A 14,750-nucleotide genomic window follows, 5' to 3' on the forward strand; every position below is an offset into this window, starting at 1 on the left:
GACATAGCCAGCCATCCAGCCCTCTGAAGTCAGGCGGCACCCACCCTCCGCCAACTGGTACCGCCATACCGGCAAACAAGCTTACGCTGCGAGAGAGCCCACAAACACGCCCTACGCCGCCAGACATCATTGCACGTCAGAAAAAACGACGGGTCGCCAATGCAATTCAGAATACATCAGCCCCAAAAATCTGCCGGCCAGTGCAATAAAAGGCGGTCAGAAACAAACAATTAAAAATGATTTGAACGTTACAGTTGAAAGACGGCGAATCATTAGCTAGAATACGCCCCTCTTACCGATTCCCCGATAGCTCAGTCGGTAGAGCAACGGACTGTTAATCCGTGTGTCCCTGGTTCGAGCCCAGGTCGGGGAGCCAAATGCTAACGCCGTGAATCCTGCAAAGGTTCACGGCGTTTTTCATTCCGGCAAGCGAAACACAACACTCCCCCAGCGAAACCCTCGCCCAGCACGAAACGCACACCGCAAATACACCACAGTTCACAGGTTACCCGGCCCTCTCGGGCGTGCAGGATACACCCCAAACTGAAAGCCGGATTCTGGCTACCCTTTCGCAATAAGCACGAGCAAACGCCAGACAAAAGAAAAGGCCAACCCGAAGGTTGGCCTTTCCAGTAAAACTGACAATCTTTCGATTATTCAGCTTCAACCACTTCTGCATCTTCCGGACGGTCCACCAGTTCAACCAGTGCCATCGGAGCGTTGTCGCCCTGACGGAAACCGTACTTCAGAATGCGGAGGTAACCACCGTTACGAGCAGCGTAGCGCGGGCCCAGAACGTCGAACAGCTTCACCACGATCTCGCGGTCGCGAGTGCGGTTGAAAGCCAGACGGCGATTGGCCAGGCTCGGTGCCTTACCCAGGGTGATCAGCGGCTCGGCAACGCGACGCAGCTCTTTCGCCTTGGGCAGGGTGGTCTTGATAACTTCATGACGCAGCAGCGCATTCGCCAGATTGCGCAGAAGCGCCTGACGGTGAGCCGACGTGCGGTTCAGTTTACGATTGGCAAGACGGTGACGCATTTGTCAATTCCTTTCCGTTGGCCGCTCAGGGCTTTTCCAAGCCGACTGGAGGCCAGTTTTCGAGGCGCATGCCCAGGCTCAAGCCCTTGGACGCCAGCACTTCCTTGATTTCGTTCAAGGACTTGCGACCAAGATTCGGCGCCTTCAACAATTCTGTCTCAGTACGCTGGATCAGGTCCCCGATGTAATAAATATTCTCAGCTTTCAGGCAGTTCGCCGAACGCACGGTCAGTTCCAGATCATCCACCGGACGCAACAAGATCGGATCGATCTGCGGCGCTGCCGGCTTCTCTTCTTCAACCGGGGTACCTTCCAGATCCGCAAACACGGACAACTGGTCAACCAGAATACGAGCAGCCTGACGGACTGCGTCTTCCGGTGTCAGTACACCATTGGTTTCGATGTCGAGAATCAGGCGATCCAGGTCAGTACGCTGTTCAACACGCGCACTTTCAACCGCATAGCTTACCCGACGAATCGGGCTGAACGAGGCATCGAGCTGAATAGTGCCGATAGTACGGTTGTCATCACGACCCAGACGTGCTGGGGCGGGCTGATAACCACGGCCCTTCTCCACCTTGATTTCCATGTTCAGCTTGCCGCCAGCCGAGAGGTGCGCAATCACGTGACCGGGATTAACCACTTCCACGTCATGCGGCACCTGAATATCGGCAGCAGTAACCAGACCTTCGCCGTCTTTGGACAGCGTGAGCGTCACGGCTTCACGACCGTGCAACTTCAACACCACGCCCTTCAGATTCAGAAGGATATCGACCACATCTTCCTGCACGCCATCAAGCGCGGAGTATTCATGGACGATACCTTCGATCTTGACTTCGGTCGGGGCGTAGCCCGGCATCGAAGACAGCAGGATGCGGCGCAGGGCGTTACCGAGCGTATGGCCATAACCGCGCTCGAACGGCTCCATGACCACGCGCGCCTGCGCGCTGGATTGGGCCTGCACGTCGATGATGCGCGGCTTGAGCAACTCATTAGCGAGGTTTTGCATATATCAGTATCCCTTAGCCTTTTCCGGTGCTGGTTATCACTTGGAGTAGTATTCGACGACCAGCGATTCATTGATATCGCTGGACAGGTCGGAACGCTCCGGCATGCTCTTGAAGACACCTTCCATCTTCTTCGAGTCAACCTGCACCCAACCCGGGAAACCGATGCCTTCGGCCAGCGCCAGTGCTTCAACAACACGCGCTTGCTTCTTGGCTTTTTCACGAACGCTAACAGCGTCGCCGGCTTTCACCTGGTAAGACGGGATATTGACAACTTCGCCGTTCACCACGATTGCCTTGTGAGAGACGAGCTGACGGGCTTCCGCGCGGGTCGAGGCGTAACCCATGCGATAAACCACGTTGTCCAGACGCGTTTCAAGGATCTGCAGCAGGTTTTCACCTGTAGAGCCCTTCTTGCGGCTGGCTTGTTCAAAATAACGACGGAACTGACGTTCCAGCACGCCATAGATACGACGAATCTTTTGCTTCTCGCGCAGGTGAACACCGTAGTCAGACAGACGAGGTGTCTTGGCGCCGTGCTGGCCTGGGGCTTGTTCCAGCTTGCACTTGCTATCGAGCGAGCGACGAGCGCTCTTCAGAAAAAGATCCGTACCTTCACGGCGTGCGAGCTTGCACTTGGGTCCGATATAACGAGCCATGATTTACTCCGGGAATTAGATACGACGCTTCTTGGGCGGACGGCAGCCGTTGTGCGGCACTGGTGTCACATCCGAGATGCTGGTGATCTTGAAACCCAGAGCGTTGAGTGCGCGAACCGCGGACTCACGACCCGGACCCGGACCCTTGATACGAACTTCAAGGTTCTTTACACCATATTCCTGGGCAACTTTACCAGCGTGCTCCGCAGCAACCTGTGCTGCAAAGGGTGTACTTTTCCGAGAGCCTTTAAAACCAGCACCGCCCGAGGTAGCCCAGGAGAGAGCATTCCCTTGGCGATCAGTGATGGTCACGATCGTGTTGTTGAAGGACGCATGAACATGCGCAATACCTTCAGACACGCTCTTTTTGACTTTCTTCCGTACACGCACTGTGTTTGCTTTAGCCATTACAAAATCCTTTAGTTACCAGCTTACTTCTTGCCGGCAATAGCCTTGCGCGGGCCCTTACGGGTACGTGCATTGGTACGCGTGCGTTGGCCACGAACCGGAAGGCCCTTGCGGTGACGCAGACCACGATAGCAGCCAAGGTCCATCAGACGCTTGATGCTCATGGTTACTTCACGGCGCAGATCGCCCTCGACGGTGTACTTGCCTACTTCGTCGCGCAGTTTATCAAGTTCAGCTTCACTGAGATCTTTCACCTTCTTCGTCGGATCGATCGCAACAGCCGTGCATACAGAATATGCGCGGGTGCGGCCAATACCGTAAATCGCTTGAAGGCCGATCACAGTATGCTGATGGTTAGGGATGTTAACCCCAGCAATACGGGCCATACTTCTTACCCCAGGTTAAAAAGTTGCAGATTATAACGCGAAAAGCCGATTGCCTCAAATCAGCCTTGGCGTTGCTTGTGCCGCGGGTCGGTGCAGATCACGCGCACAACGCGGTTGCGGCGGATGATCTTGCAGTTGCGGCAGATTTTCTTGACCGATGCTTGAACTCTCATGGTCTGTCCTTTTCTTCAAAATGAAATTCCGGATCGCATTTGATCCGGAATACGATGCGGTCCCTGTCAAAGAGGACGGATTATAGCCGTCTTTCCAGTCAATCAGGAAGATGACGATATGTTAAAAACAACGCGCCACCCCATCAGGATCTTTTGACAGGACCCACATGTCCTTGTCGGGATAACTCATCAGGCCGCCTCGCGGCATTTCAAGCACCCCATCCAGTAGTACCGGAGCGCGTCTTCCGACCACGCTCCGGAACCGGTCTTTCTCAAGCTCAGCCCTTGAAGTTAGCCTTCTTGAGCAAGCTTTCATACTGGTGCGACATCACATAGGACTGCATTTGAGCCATGAAGTCCATGGTCACCACCACCAGAATCAGCAGCGAAGTACCACCAAAATAGAACGGTACGTTCCACTTCAGAATCAGGAACTCCGGAATCAGACAGATGAAGGTGATGTACAACGCACCGATCAAAGTCAGTTTCAGGATCAGCTTTTCGATGTAGCGTGCGGTATGCTCGCCCGGACGATAGCCAGGAATCATTGCCCCACTCTTCTTCAGGTTGTCCGCGGTTTCCTTGGGATTGAAAACCAGCGCCGTATAGAAGTAGCAGAAGAAAATGATCGCGGCAGCGTACAGGATCACGTACAGCGGCTGACCCGGATGGAGCATGTCACCGATCGACTTGAGCCACGAGAATCGCTCACTGTTACCACTCCACGACAGGACCGTGGCGGGGAACAGGATGATCGACGAAGCGAAAATCGGCGGGATCACCCCAGCCATGTTGATCTTGAGCGGCAGGTGCGTGCTCTGGGCCTGCATAATGCGATTGCCAACCTGACGCTTTGCGTAGTTGACAGGCACTTTACGTTGCCCACGTTCGACAAACACCACGGCAGCGGTCAGCAACACAACACCAACAAACAGACCCAGCACCAAAAGAATGGGCAGAGAACCCTGATTAGCCAGTGCCAGTGTTTTGCCGATCGCAGCCGGTACGCCAGAAGCGATACCTGCACAGATCAGAATCGAAATACCGTTGCCAATACCACGCTCGGTAATCTGCTCACCCAGCCACATCAAGAACATCGTCCCGGTCACCAGCGTAATGATAGTGAGGGGAACGAACTGCACCGATGGCAGAACGACCAGATTCGGCTGCTTCAACAAAAGCGAAGCAATACCGAAGCTCTGGAAAGTGGCCAGCAGGACCGTCGCGTAACGCGTGTATTGCGTAATCTTGCGACGACCTGCCTCGCCTTCCTTCTTGAGCTGCTTGAGCTGAGGCAACACTTCCGCGGCCAACTGCAAAATGATGGACGCGGAAATGTAAGGCATGATCCCGATGGCGAACACGGTAAAGCGCGACAACGCGCCACCCGAGAACATGTTAAACATGTTCAAAAGACCCGTTTGGGACGACTCGAACAACCGGGCCAGCTCGACCGGATTGATCCCGGGCACGGGGATATGAGCACCAATACGGTACACAATCAACGCGCCCAGCATGAACCAGATCCGTTTCTTCAGATCTGCAAACTTGTTTGCAGAACCAGCCAGAGCGGGATTCGCCACGTTTTAGCCTCTCAGCAATTACTCAGCGATGCTGCCGCCAGCTGCTTCAATCGCAGCACGGGCACCCTTGGTAGCAGCGATGCCTTTCAGCGTCACAGCCTTCTCGATCTTGCCAGCCAGAATCACCTTCACCCGAAGGGTCAGGTTACCGACCAGACCAGCTTGCTTCAAAACAAGCAGATCAATCTCGGATACCGGCAGGGCTTGCAGGTCAGACAGGTTAACTTCACCAGTACGACCCTTAGCCAGCGAGACGAAGCCACGCTTGGGCAGGCGGCGTTGCAGCGGCATTTGACCGCCTTCAAAGCCAACCTTGTGGAAGCCACCAGCACGGGACTTCTGACCCTTGTGACCACGACCAGCAGTCTTGCCCAGGCCCGAGCCAATACCACGACCAACGCGACGCTTGGCGTGCTTGGCGCCGGCTGCCGGAGCGAGGGTATTCAGTTCCATAGTGTTAGCCATGTTAGCCCTCCACTTTCAGCAGGTAGCTGATCTTGTTGATCATGCCGCGGTTTTCCGGGGTATCGATCACTTCGGAGCTGCTGTTGAGCTTGCGCAGGCCCAGACCACGGGCGCAGGCCTTGTGGCTTTCCAGGCGGCCGATCAGGCTCTTCACCAGCGTTACTTTTACTTTCTTGACGTCAGTCATTCCGCCACCCCAAGAATCTCTTCAACGGTCTTGCCGCGCTTGGCAGCAATATCCGAAGCGGTGTGCAGCTTGGACAGGCCGTCCAGCGTTGCGCGAACCAGGTTGTACGGGTTCGTGGAACCGTGGCACTTCGCAGTGATGTTATGAACACCCATCACTTCGAACACAGCGCGCATCGGGCCGCCGGCGATGATACCGGTACCTTCAGATGCGGGTTGCATGAACACGGTAGTTGCACCGTGCTTGCCTACCACTGCGTGCGGAACGGTACCGTTCTTCAGCGGCGCCTTGAACATCTTGCGACGCGCTTCATCCAGACCCTTTTGCACAGCAACCGGCACTTCCTTGGACTTACCCTTGCCCATGCCGATGCCACCATCGCCATCACCAACCACGGTCAGTGCGGCGAAACCGAGGATACGACCACCCTTCACAACCTTGGTTACGCGGTTAACCGCAACCATCTTCTCACGAAGGCCGTCCGAGCGATCTTCCGATTCGTTTCTAGCCATTTGATAACTCCGAACTCAATTAGAAGACCAGACCGGCTTCGCGGGCAGCATCTGCCAGCGCTTTCACGCGGCCGTGGTATTTGAAACCTGAACGGTCAAATGCCACGTTTTCGATACCTGCAGCCTTGGCTTTTTCGGCAATGCGCTTGCCAATCAGAACAGCAGCGTCAACGCTGGCGCCGTTCTTGATATCGCCGCGACCTTCCTTTTCCAGGGAGGATGCGGAAACGAGCACTTTGCCACCAGTTTCATCGATGATCTGGGCGTAGATGTGGCTGTTAGTACGATGTACAGACAGGCGCACAGCCTTGAGCTCAGCAATCTTTGCACGGGTTTTACGTGCGCGGCGAACTCGAGTTTCTTTCTTGTCCATGATTCAGCCTCAATTACTTCTTCTTGGTTTCTTTCAGCGTCACCACTTCATCCGAGTAACGCACGCCCTTGCCCTTATAGGGTTCCGGAGCGCGGTAAGCGCGGATTTCAGCAGCAACCTGACCAAGAACTTGCTTGTCGGCGCCCTTGAGGACGATTTCAGTTTGCGACGGGGTTTCAACCTTCACGCCAGCCGGCATTTTGTGCGCGACCGGATGAGAGAAGCCCAGCGTCAGATTCAGCAAATCGCCTTGAGCTTGAGCACGGTAGCCCACGCCTACCAGGGTCAGCTTGCGCTCGAAACCCTTGGAAACGCCAACAACCATGTTGTTTACCAGCGCGCGGATGGTACCGGACATAGCACGGGCGTCTTTGCTTTCGCCGTTGGCGGCAAACACCACGCTATTGTCTTCGACCTTGACCGACACATTGCCAGTCAGCGGCTGAACCAGGGTACCGTTCGGACCCTTGATTGCGATCTCGTTGGCAGTGAGTTTGACTTCAACGCCCGACGGGATAGCGACCGGATTTTTTGCTACGCGAGACATTAATTCACCTCATCAAGCAACGAAGCACAGAAGCTCGCCACCAACACCGTTGGCACGTGCTTTGCGATCGGTCATCACACCCTTGGACGTGGAAACAATCGCCACGCCAAGACCATTCATTACCTGCGGAATGCTTTCCGAACCCTTGTACACCCGCAGACCAGGCTTCGAAACGCGTTCAATGCGTTCGATAACCGGACGGCCGGCGTAGTACTTCAGTTCGATAGTCAGTTCACGCTTTACATCGCCGGCGACGCTGAACGATTCAACGTAACCTTCGTCTTTCAGTACCTGAGCGATAGCCACCTTCAACTTGGAAGACGGCATAGTTACCGACGCCTTGTCCGCACGCTGAGCGTTACGGATGCGGGTCAGCATATCGGCGATAGGATCATGCATTGCCATATTTCTTCTCCTGTCCCGATTACCAGCTAGCCTTGGTCATGCCGGGGATTTCACCCTTCATGGCCAATTCACGCAGTTTGTTACGAGCCAGACCGAACTTGCGGAAAGTACCGCGAGGACGACCGGTCAGGGCGCAACGGTTACGCACGCGGGACGGGCTGGCGTTGCGGGGCAGTTGCTGGAACTTCAGACGCGCTGCAAAGCGGTCTTCTTCGGACGCGTTCTGGTCGTTGATGATCGCAAGCAGCTGAGCGCGCTTGGTTGCGAACTTGGCAACCGTAGAGCGGCGCTTTTCCTCACGATTGATCAATGAGAGTTTTGCCATGGTGTTCGCCTCAATTCTTGAACGGGAACTTGAAGGCGGCCAGCAGCGCGCGCGCTTCATCATCGGTCTTCGCGGTGGTGGTGATGGTAATGTTCATACCACGCAGCGCGTCGATCTTGTCGTACTCGATTTCCGGGAAAATGATCTGTTCCTTGACGCCCATGTTGTAGTTACCACGGCCATCAAAAGACTTACCATTCACGCCACGGAAGTCGCGAACGCGCGGAAGCGCAACCGACACCAGACGATCCAGGAATTCGTACATGCGTTCACGGCGCAGGGTTACCTTGCAACCGATCGGGTAGCCATCACGGATCTTGAAGCCAGCGATGGACTTCTTGGCCTTGGTCACGACGGCCTTCTGGCCAGTAATCGCTTCCATATCGCCAACAGCATGTTCCATCACTTTCTTGTCAGCAACCGCTTCGCCAACACCCATGTTGACGGTGATCTTTTCGATCCGCGGCACTTCCATGATCGACTTGTAGCCGAACTGTTCAACCAGTTGCGGCACAACTTTTTCTTTATAAAAGTCTTGCAGACGGGCAGTCATTGTCTATCTCCTTAAGCGCCAACAACTTCGCCGTTGGACTTGAAGAAGCGAACCTTCTTGCCGTCTTCCAGCACCTTGAAGCCAACGCGATCGGCCTTGCCGGTGGTCGCATTAAAAATGGCAACGTTGGACACGTGAATAGAAGCGTTCTTTTCGACAATCCCGCCTTGCTGACCGCGCATCGGGTTCGGCTTCTGGTGTTTCTTCACCACGGCCACGCCTTCAACAACAATGCGGTCTTCATTCGGGATCACGCGCAGCACGGTACCGCGCTTGCCCTTGTCCTTACCGGTGATGACGATGACTTCGTCACCTTTGCGAATCTTGTTCATGCAGCTTCTCCTTACAGCACTTCGGGCGCGAGCGACACGATCTTCATGAAGCGCTCGGTACGCAGTTCACGCGTAACCGGCCCAAAGATACGGGTACCGATCGGTTCCAGTTTGGCGTTAAGGAGGACAGCGGCATTGCCGTCGAACTTGATGAGCGAACCATCAGCACGACGAACACCCTTGGCAGTGCGAACTACCACGGCGTTGTAAACATCGCCCTTCTTGACGCGACCACGCGGTGCAGCGTCTTTGATGCTGACCTTGATGATGTCGCCAACGGATGCATAGCGACGTTTGGAGCCGCCCAACACCTTGATGCACATTACGGAACGCGCACCGGTATTGTCTGCAACCTCCAGCATGGATTGCATTTGAATCATTGGAAAAAAACCTCCAACTTAACCCGCGAAACCCCGACAAGTCGAAGCTAGCGCTCGACCGAAGCCGAGCAAATCGCGGCCAGTTTTGGACCCCGTTTGGGGAAAACGATGCAACAAAGCGGAAAATCCCGTTCCGTTGCAACATGGAAAAACGGGCATTGTACATGAAGTACAATGCCCGTGCAACCATTTGAGATGATTTAAGTTTCCCGCCGGAGCGGGAAACCCTCACATCAAACGATACGTGCCTTCTCAATCAGACTAGTTACCACCCAGGCCTTGGTCTTCGAGAGAGGACGACCCTCTTCGATAACGACCAGATCACCTTCGTGATACTGATTGGTTTCGTCGTGTGCGTGGTACTTCTTGGAGCGACGTACAACCTTGCCGTAGAGCGGGTGCTTCACCAAATGCTCAACCAGCACGGTCACGGTCTTGTCCATCTTGTCGCTCACAACGCGACCAGTCAGCGTGCGCTTCAGTTTCGCTTCGGACATGTTAAGCCGCCTTTTGTGCCAGGATGGTACGAACGCGCGCAATATCCTTGCGCACACGATTGATCTCGCTGGTCTTGGCGAGTTGGCCCGTGGCGTGCTGCATACGCAGACTGAATTGCGCTTTCAGCAACGCAGTCAGTTCACTCTTCAGCTCGCCTTCGGATTTTTGACGAAGTTCAGCAGCTTTCATCATTGCCCCACTTGACGAGAGACGAAGGACACTGCGAACGGCAGCTTGGCCGAAGCCAGGCGGAACGCTTCGCGAGCGATTTCCTCAGCGACGCCATCCAGTTCGTAGAGCACTTTGCCCGGTTGAATCTCAGCAACCCAGTACTCCGGGCTACCCTTGCCGTTACCCATACGCACTTCAGCCGGCTTGGTCGAAATGGGTTTATCCGGGAATACACGGATCCACACACGACCGCCACGCTTGATGTAGCGAGTAATAGCACGACGAGCGGACTCGATCTGACGCGCGGTCAGACGGCCACGACCCATAGCCTTCAGGCCGAAAGTACCGAAAGCAACGCTGTTACCGCGAGTAGCGATACCGGTGTTACGGCCCTTCTGAACCTTGCGGTATTTCAGTCTAGTTGGCTGCAGCATTGCGAGGCCCCTTACGTTCACGCTTGCGGGTTTCTACCGGTTCTTGCGCTGCCTTTTCGCCAGGCTTCACTTCACCCTTGTAGACCCAAACCTTGATACCGATGATGCCGTAAGTGGTCTGCGCTTCCGAAGTCGCGTAGTCAATGTCGGCACGCAGGGTATGCAAAGGCACGCGGCCTTCGCGATACCATTCGGTACGCGCAATTTCGATACCATTCAGACGACCGGACGACATGATCTTGATGCCTTGGGCACCCAGACGCATGGCGTTTTGCATCGCACGCTTCATGGCACGACGGAACATCACACGCTTTTCAAGTTGCGAAGCGATGCTGTCGGCGATGATTTGCGCGTCGATTTCCGGCTTGCGGACTTCTTCGATGTTCACGTGAACCGGCACCTTCAGGATACCCTGCAGTTGGCTCTTCAGAACTTCGATGTCCTCGCCTTTCTTGCCGATCACAACACCCGGACGAGCGGTGTGAATAGTGATCTTGGCGTTCTTGGCCGGGCGCTCGATAACCACACGGCTAACGGAAGCGTTAGCCAGCTTCTTCTTCAGGAATGCGCGGACTTCGACATCTTCCGTCAACATTTTGCTGAAGCTGCGGCTGTTGGCATACCAACGCGAGGCCCAGTTTTTGGTTACAGCCAGACGGAAACCCGTCGGATGGATTTTCTGACCCATTTTCGCTCCTTAGTCGCCAACAGTCAGCGTGATGTGGCAGGTTTGCTTCTCGATGCGGTTGCCGCGGCCCTTGGCACGAGCAGCAAAACGCTTGAGAGACGGACCCTTGTCCACATAGATCGTAGCGACCTTGAGAGTGTCGATATCGGCGCCTTCGTTATGCTCGGCGTTAGCGATAGCGGACTCCAGCACTTTCTTGATCAGCACGGCACCCTTTTTCGGGCTGAAAGCCAGGATGTTCAGTGCTTGCTCAACCGGCTTGCCACGCACGAGGTCAGCGACAAGACGAGCCTTCTGGGCGGAGAGACGAGCATTGCTCAGTACAGCGGATACTTGCATGTCATCACCTTAGCGCTTGGCTTTTTTGTCGGCGGCATGACCCTTGAAAGTCCGGGTGAGTGCGAACTCGCCCAACTTGTGGCCAACCATGTTTTCGTTCACGTATACCGGAACGTGCTGCTTGCCGTTATGCACGGCGATCGTCAGACCGACGAAATCAGGCAGCACGGTCGAGCGACGCGACCAGGTCTTGATCGGGCGCTTGTCGTTCGAGTTGCGCGCAGCCTCAACCTTTTTGATGAGGTGCAGGTCAACGAACGGGCCCTTCTTGATAGAACGTGCCATGTTCAATTACCCCTTATTCGCAGGACGGCGACGAACGCGCATATTGTCCGTACGCTTGTTGTTACGGGTACGGTAGCCCTTGGTCGGCTGGCCCCATGGGCTAACCGGCACACGACCTTCACCAGTACGACCTTCACCACCACCGTGCGGGTGGTCGATCGGGTTCATGGCAGTACCACGAACGGTCGGGCGAATACCCAACCAGCGCTTGGCACCAGCCTTACCGTAAGAACGCAGGCTATGCTCTTCGTTACCAACTTCACCCAGGGTAGCGCGGCAGTCAACGTGAACCTTGCGGATTTCACCCGAACGCAGACGCAACTGAGCGTAGATGCCTTCACGAGCCAGCAACTGAACGCTAACACCAGCGGAGCGCGCCAATTGGGCACCCTTGCCAGGTTGCAGTTCAACGCAGTGAATGGTCGAACCCACCGGAATATTGCGGATCGGCAGTGCATTACCGGCCTTGATCGGGGCTTCAGCGCCCGATACCAGCACGGCGCCAGCCTTCACGCCCTTCGGGGCGATGATGTAACGGCGTTCGCCGTCGGCGTAGCACAGCAGCGCGATGTTCGCGGTGCGGTTCGGATCGTATTCCAGACGCTCAACAGTCGCCGGAATGCCGTCCTTGTTGCGCTTGAAATCGATAATACGATAATGCTGCTTGTGGCCACCGCCCTTATGACGGGTAGTGATCACACCGCGGTTGTTACGACCTGCGGTTTTGGATTGCGATTCCAGCAGCGGTGCGTACGGGGCACCCTTGTGCAGGTCAGGATTAACAACCTTGACTACTGCGCGGCGACCGGCGGACGTCGGTTTTACTTTTACCAATGCCATTTCTCAGTCTCCTTATTGCGCAGCCGCGAGGTCGATTTCCTGGCCCGGAGCAAGGCTGATATAAGCCTTTTTCCAGCTAGCACGACGGCCGGTGAAACGACCATGGCGCTTGACCTTGCCGTGCACGTTCAGAACTTGAACGCTCTCAACCTTGACCTTGAACAGCAGCTCAACAGCAGCTTTGATCTCGGCCTTGGTTGCGTCCGTGGAAACACGGAACACGATCTGCTCAGCCTTTTCTGCTACGTGGGTCGACTTTTCAGACACGACCGGCGCACGCAGAACCTGCAGCAAACGATTTTCAGTAAATTGCGTCATGCGAACATCTCCTCGAAGGCGGCCAGCGCATCGCGGGTCAGCACAACCTTCTTGAAACGCACGAGGCTGACCGGATCGGCCTGCGACGGTTCCAGAACCAGGACGTTAGCCAGGTTACGGGAAGCCAGGTACAGGTTTTCGTCCAGTTCCTTCGTGATGATCAGCGCGGAATCCAGCTTCAGAGCATCCAGCTTTTGCACGAAGGCCTTGGTCTTCGGTGCATCCAGCTTGATGTCGTCAACGATAACCAGACGATCTTCGCGAACCAGTTGCGACAGAATGGTCGCGATACCGGCGCGGTACATCTTGCGGTTAACTTTGTGGCTGAAATTTTCGTCCGGGCTGTTCGGGAAAATACGACCACCACCACGCCACAGCGGCGAGGAAGTCATACCAGCACGAGCACGACCAGTGCCCTTTTGCTTGAACGGCTTCTTGGTGGAGTGATTTACCTGTTCGCGGTCTTTCTGAGCGCGATTGCCGCTACGGGCATTCGCGAAGTACGCGGTCACCAACTGGTGAACGAGTGCTTCATTGAATTCACGACCAAACAGGGCATCGGAGCCGGCGGCAGCAGCTTGTGCTTCGCCAATTGCATTAATGACTTTCAGTTCCATTACGCACCTGCCTTCACACTCGGGCGAACGACAACGTCATTACCCTTGGAACCAGGGACAGCACCCTTCACCAACAGCAGTTGACGTTCAACGTCGATACGGACGACTTCCAGGTTCTGCACGGTACGCTTGACGTTACCCAGTTGACCGGCCATACGCTTACCCGGGAAAACACGACCCGGATCTTGCGCCATACCGATGGAACCCGGCGAGTTGTGCGAACGCGAGTTACCGTGCGAAGCACGGTTGGAAGAGAAGTTGTGACGCTTGATGGCACCGGCAAAGCCCTTACCCTGGCTGGTGCCAGAGATATCCACCAATTGACCAACAGCGAACAGTTCAACCGACAGCGAATCACCTGCTTTCAGCTCGGACAGTTTGTCTGCAGCAATACGGAACTCAACGAGATCCAGACCTGCTTCAACACCTGCCTTCGCGAAGTGACCGGCTTCAGCCTTGTTCACACGATTGGCCTTCTTTGCACCGAAAGTAACCTGAACAGCTGCATAGCCATCAGTTTCCGGCGTCTTGACTTGCGTGACGCGATTGGCCGACATATCCAGCACAGTTACCGGGATGGACACGCCATCATCAGCAAAAATGCGGGTCATGCCGACTTTACGTCCGACGAGACCTAAGCTCATAGTTATTTCCTTTTCAGGGCCGATTTCGATTGACCGGCAAATAACCGTTAATTAAAAAAAACGAGCTTACCGCCATAAAAACGGTAAGCCCGAGATGTTAGCACTAAATTTCCTGCCGTTGCAAGCACTTAGCTCACCGCGACCCTCAATTTGCGCTCCGGCAGATCAGCGGTAGGGCCTTGCGACCCCGCTTGCTGAATTACTGCAGTTTGATTTCGACGTCCACGCCAGCCGGCAGATCCAGCTTCATCAACGCGTCAACGGTCTTGTCGGTAGGATCGACAATGTCCATCAAGCGCAGATGAGTGCGGATTTCGAACTGGTCGCGGGAGGTCTTGTTCACGTGCGGCGAACGCAGAACGTCGAAACGCTCAATTTTCGTCGGCAGCGGAACCGGACCCTTGACAACGGCACCGGTACGCTTGGCTGTTTCGACGATTTCCTGAGCGGAACGGTCGATCAGCGCGTAGTCAAATGCCTTCAGACGGATACGAATTTTTTGGTTTTGCATGATTTATGCCTTACTCAACGATCTTGGCAACAACGCCGGCGCCAACAGTACGGCCACCTTCACGGATGGC

Annotated in this window: 28 protein-coding genes and 1 tRNA gene; 1 reads left to right on the forward strand and 28 read right to left on the reverse strand. The window is 55.2% G+C overall.

Features of this window, described 5'->3' with window-relative positions; translation table 11 throughout:
- The first annotated feature begins 300 nt into the window (after nucleotides 1-300).
- A tRNA-Asn gene (locus IEX44_RS19485) sits at nucleotides 301-376 on the forward strand.
- 277 nt (nucleotides 377-653) lie between these two features.
- Here IEX44_RS19485 and rplQ read toward each other — a convergent pair.
- The 28 genes from rplQ to rpsJ form a co-directional block, all read right to left on the reverse strand.
- Nucleotides 654-1,040: a 50S ribosomal protein L17 gene (rplQ, locus tag IEX44_RS19490; protein WP_184100393.1), complete on the reverse strand. Its 387-nt coding sequence runs from the start codon at nucleotides 1,038-1,040 to the stop codon at nucleotides 654-656.
- 25 nt (nucleotides 1,041-1,065) lie between these two features.
- The gene (locus IEX44_RS19495; RefSeq protein WP_184100395.1) at nucleotides 1,066-2,049 is read right to left on the reverse strand and encodes a DNA-directed RNA polymerase subunit alpha; all 984 of its coding nucleotides are present in this window, start codon (nucleotides 2,047-2,049) and stop codon (nucleotides 1,066-1,068) included.
- A 36-nt stretch (nucleotides 2,050-2,085) separates the two neighbouring features.
- A complete protein-coding gene (gene rpsD / locus IEX44_RS19500) occupies nucleotides 2,086-2,706 on the reverse strand; it encodes a 30S ribosomal protein S4 (protein ID WP_188698165.1) in 621 nt (206 codons plus the stop codon).
- A 15-nt stretch (nucleotides 2,707-2,721) separates the two neighbouring features.
- Entirely contained in the window at nucleotides 2,722-3,114 is a 393-nt protein-coding gene (gene rpsK / locus IEX44_RS19505; RefSeq protein WP_053939957.1) for a 30S ribosomal protein S11, read from the reverse strand.
- A 23-nt stretch (nucleotides 3,115-3,137) separates the two neighbouring features.
- Nucleotides 3,138-3,500: a 30S ribosomal protein S13 gene (gene rpsM / locus IEX44_RS19510; protein ID WP_184100408.1), complete on the reverse strand. Its 363-nt coding sequence runs from the start codon at nucleotides 3,498-3,500 to the stop codon at nucleotides 3,138-3,140.
- Nucleotides 3,501-3,559: 59 nt separating this feature from the next.
- A complete protein-coding gene (gene rpmJ / locus IEX44_RS19515) occupies nucleotides 3,560-3,673 on the reverse strand; it encodes a 50S ribosomal protein L36 (protein WP_018748524.1) in 114 nt (37 codons plus the stop codon).
- A gap of 278 nt (nucleotides 3,674-3,951) precedes the next feature.
- Nucleotides 3,952-5,256 carry a preprotein translocase subunit SecY gene (gene secY, locus IEX44_RS19520; protein WP_188698169.1) on the reverse strand — a complete coding sequence of 435 codons (1,305 nt, stop codon included), beginning with the start codon at nucleotides 5,254-5,256 and terminating at the stop codon, nucleotides 3,952-3,954.
- Between the two features lie 18 nt (nucleotides 5,257-5,274).
- On the reverse strand, nucleotides 5,275-5,709 hold the full coding sequence (rplO, locus tag IEX44_RS19525; RefSeq protein ID WP_188698223.1) for a 50S ribosomal protein L15: 435 nt from the start codon (nucleotides 5,707-5,709) through the stop codon (nucleotides 5,275-5,277).
- Nucleotides 5,710-5,722: 13 nt separating this feature from the next.
- Nucleotides 5,723-5,908 carry a 50S ribosomal protein L30 gene (gene rpmD, locus IEX44_RS19530; RefSeq protein WP_188698171.1) on the reverse strand — a complete coding sequence of 62 codons (186 nt, stop codon included), beginning with the start codon at nucleotides 5,906-5,908 and terminating at the stop codon, nucleotides 5,723-5,725.
- Entirely contained in the window at nucleotides 5,905-6,420 is a 516-nt protein-coding gene (gene rpsE, locus IEX44_RS19535) for a 30S ribosomal protein S5 (protein WP_188698174.1), read from the reverse strand. The genes rpmD and rpsE overlap by 4 nt, the downstream gene beginning before the upstream one ends.
- Before the next feature lie 19 nt (nucleotides 6,421-6,439).
- Complete coding sequence (gene rplR / locus IEX44_RS19540) at nucleotides 6,440-6,793, reverse strand: 50S ribosomal protein L18 (protein WP_188698176.1); 354 nt, start codon at nucleotides 6,791-6,793, stop codon at nucleotides 6,440-6,442.
- A gap of 13 nt (nucleotides 6,794-6,806) precedes the next feature.
- Complete coding sequence (gene rplF / locus IEX44_RS19545) at nucleotides 6,807-7,340, reverse strand: 50S ribosomal protein L6 (RefSeq protein ID WP_188698180.1); 534 nt, start codon at nucleotides 7,338-7,340, stop codon at nucleotides 6,807-6,809.
- A gap of 12 nt (nucleotides 7,341-7,352) precedes the next feature.
- Complete coding sequence (rpsH, locus tag IEX44_RS19550) at nucleotides 7,353-7,745, reverse strand: 30S ribosomal protein S8 (RefSeq protein WP_188698183.1); 393 nt, start codon at nucleotides 7,743-7,745, stop codon at nucleotides 7,353-7,355.
- Nucleotides 7,746-7,764: 19 nt separating this feature from the next.
- Entirely contained in the window at nucleotides 7,765-8,070 is a 306-nt protein-coding gene (gene rpsN, locus IEX44_RS19555) for a 30S ribosomal protein S14 (RefSeq protein WP_188698185.1), read from the reverse strand.
- 10 nt (nucleotides 8,071-8,080) lie between these two features.
- Nucleotides 8,081-8,623, reverse strand: coding sequence for a 50S ribosomal protein L5 (gene rplE, locus IEX44_RS19560; RefSeq protein ID WP_188698188.1), 543 nt, complete (start codon nucleotides 8,621-8,623; stop codon nucleotides 8,081-8,083).
- An 11-nt stretch (nucleotides 8,624-8,634) separates the two neighbouring features.
- Entirely contained in the window at nucleotides 8,635-8,955 is a 321-nt protein-coding gene (rplX, locus tag IEX44_RS19565) for a 50S ribosomal protein L24 (RefSeq protein WP_188698190.1), read from the reverse strand.
- 11 nt (nucleotides 8,956-8,966) lie between these two features.
- On the reverse strand, nucleotides 8,967-9,335 hold the full coding sequence (gene rplN / locus IEX44_RS19570) for a 50S ribosomal protein L14 (protein ID WP_184100434.1): 369 nt from the start codon (nucleotides 9,333-9,335) through the stop codon (nucleotides 8,967-8,969).
- Nucleotides 9,336-9,568: 233 nt separating this feature from the next.
- Complete coding sequence (rpsQ, locus tag IEX44_RS19575; protein WP_188698192.1) at nucleotides 9,569-9,832, reverse strand: 30S ribosomal protein S17; 264 nt, start codon at nucleotides 9,830-9,832, stop codon at nucleotides 9,569-9,571.
- A gap of 1 nt (nucleotide 9,833) precedes the next feature.
- Entirely contained in the window at nucleotides 9,834-10,022 is a 189-nt protein-coding gene (gene rpmC, locus IEX44_RS19580; protein ID WP_188698225.1) for a 50S ribosomal protein L29, read from the reverse strand.
- On the reverse strand, nucleotides 10,022-10,438 hold the full coding sequence (gene rplP / locus IEX44_RS19585; protein ID WP_184100438.1) for a 50S ribosomal protein L16: 417 nt from the start codon (nucleotides 10,436-10,438) through the stop codon (nucleotides 10,022-10,024). Before rplP ends, rpmC begins: the two co-directional genes overlap by 1 nt.
- The gene (gene rpsC / locus IEX44_RS19590; RefSeq protein ID WP_188698195.1) at nucleotides 10,422-11,126 is read right to left on the reverse strand and encodes a 30S ribosomal protein S3; all 705 of its coding nucleotides are present in this window, start codon (nucleotides 11,124-11,126) and stop codon (nucleotides 10,422-10,424) included. The genes rplP and rpsC overlap by 17 nt, the downstream gene beginning before the upstream one ends.
- Before the next feature lie 9 nt (nucleotides 11,127-11,135).
- Nucleotides 11,136-11,465 (reverse strand): 50S ribosomal protein L22, encoded by a 330-nt coding sequence (gene rplV, locus IEX44_RS19595; RefSeq protein ID WP_188698198.1) that lies wholly within the window; start codon nucleotides 11,463-11,465, stop codon nucleotides 11,136-11,138.
- A gap of 9 nt (nucleotides 11,466-11,474) precedes the next feature.
- Nucleotides 11,475-11,750: a 30S ribosomal protein S19 gene (gene rpsS / locus IEX44_RS19600; protein WP_184100444.1), complete on the reverse strand. Its 276-nt coding sequence runs from the start codon at nucleotides 11,748-11,750 to the stop codon at nucleotides 11,475-11,477.
- Between the two features lie 6 nt (nucleotides 11,751-11,756).
- Complete coding sequence (gene rplB, locus IEX44_RS19605) at nucleotides 11,757-12,590, reverse strand: 50S ribosomal protein L2 (protein ID WP_188698201.1); 834 nt, start codon at nucleotides 12,588-12,590, stop codon at nucleotides 11,757-11,759.
- Between the two features lie 12 nt (nucleotides 12,591-12,602).
- On the reverse strand, nucleotides 12,603-12,908 hold the full coding sequence (rplW, locus tag IEX44_RS19610; RefSeq protein WP_188698206.1) for a 50S ribosomal protein L23: 306 nt from the start codon (nucleotides 12,906-12,908) through the stop codon (nucleotides 12,603-12,605).
- On the reverse strand, nucleotides 12,905-13,525 hold the full coding sequence (gene rplD, locus IEX44_RS19615) for a 50S ribosomal protein L4 (protein ID WP_188698207.1): 621 nt from the start codon (nucleotides 13,523-13,525) through the stop codon (nucleotides 12,905-12,907). The genes rplW and rplD overlap by 4 nt, the downstream gene beginning before the upstream one ends.
- Nucleotides 13,525-14,169 carry a 50S ribosomal protein L3 gene (gene rplC / locus IEX44_RS19620; protein ID WP_188698209.1) on the reverse strand — a complete coding sequence of 215 codons (645 nt, stop codon included), beginning with the start codon at nucleotides 14,167-14,169 and terminating at the stop codon, nucleotides 13,525-13,527. The genes rplD and rplC overlap by 1 nt, the downstream gene beginning before the upstream one ends.
- 199 nt (nucleotides 14,170-14,368) lie before the next feature.
- Complete coding sequence (rpsJ, locus tag IEX44_RS19625) at nucleotides 14,369-14,680, reverse strand: 30S ribosomal protein S10 (protein ID WP_184100454.1); 312 nt, start codon at nucleotides 14,678-14,680, stop codon at nucleotides 14,369-14,371.
- Nucleotides 14,681-14,750: the final 70 nt, after the last annotated feature.

It is taken from the genome of Silvimonas amylolytica (genome assembly GCF_014645555.1).
GTDB classification, from domain to species: Bacteria; Pseudomonadota; Gammaproteobacteria; order Burkholderiales; family Chitinibacteraceae; genus Silvimonas; species Silvimonas amylolytica.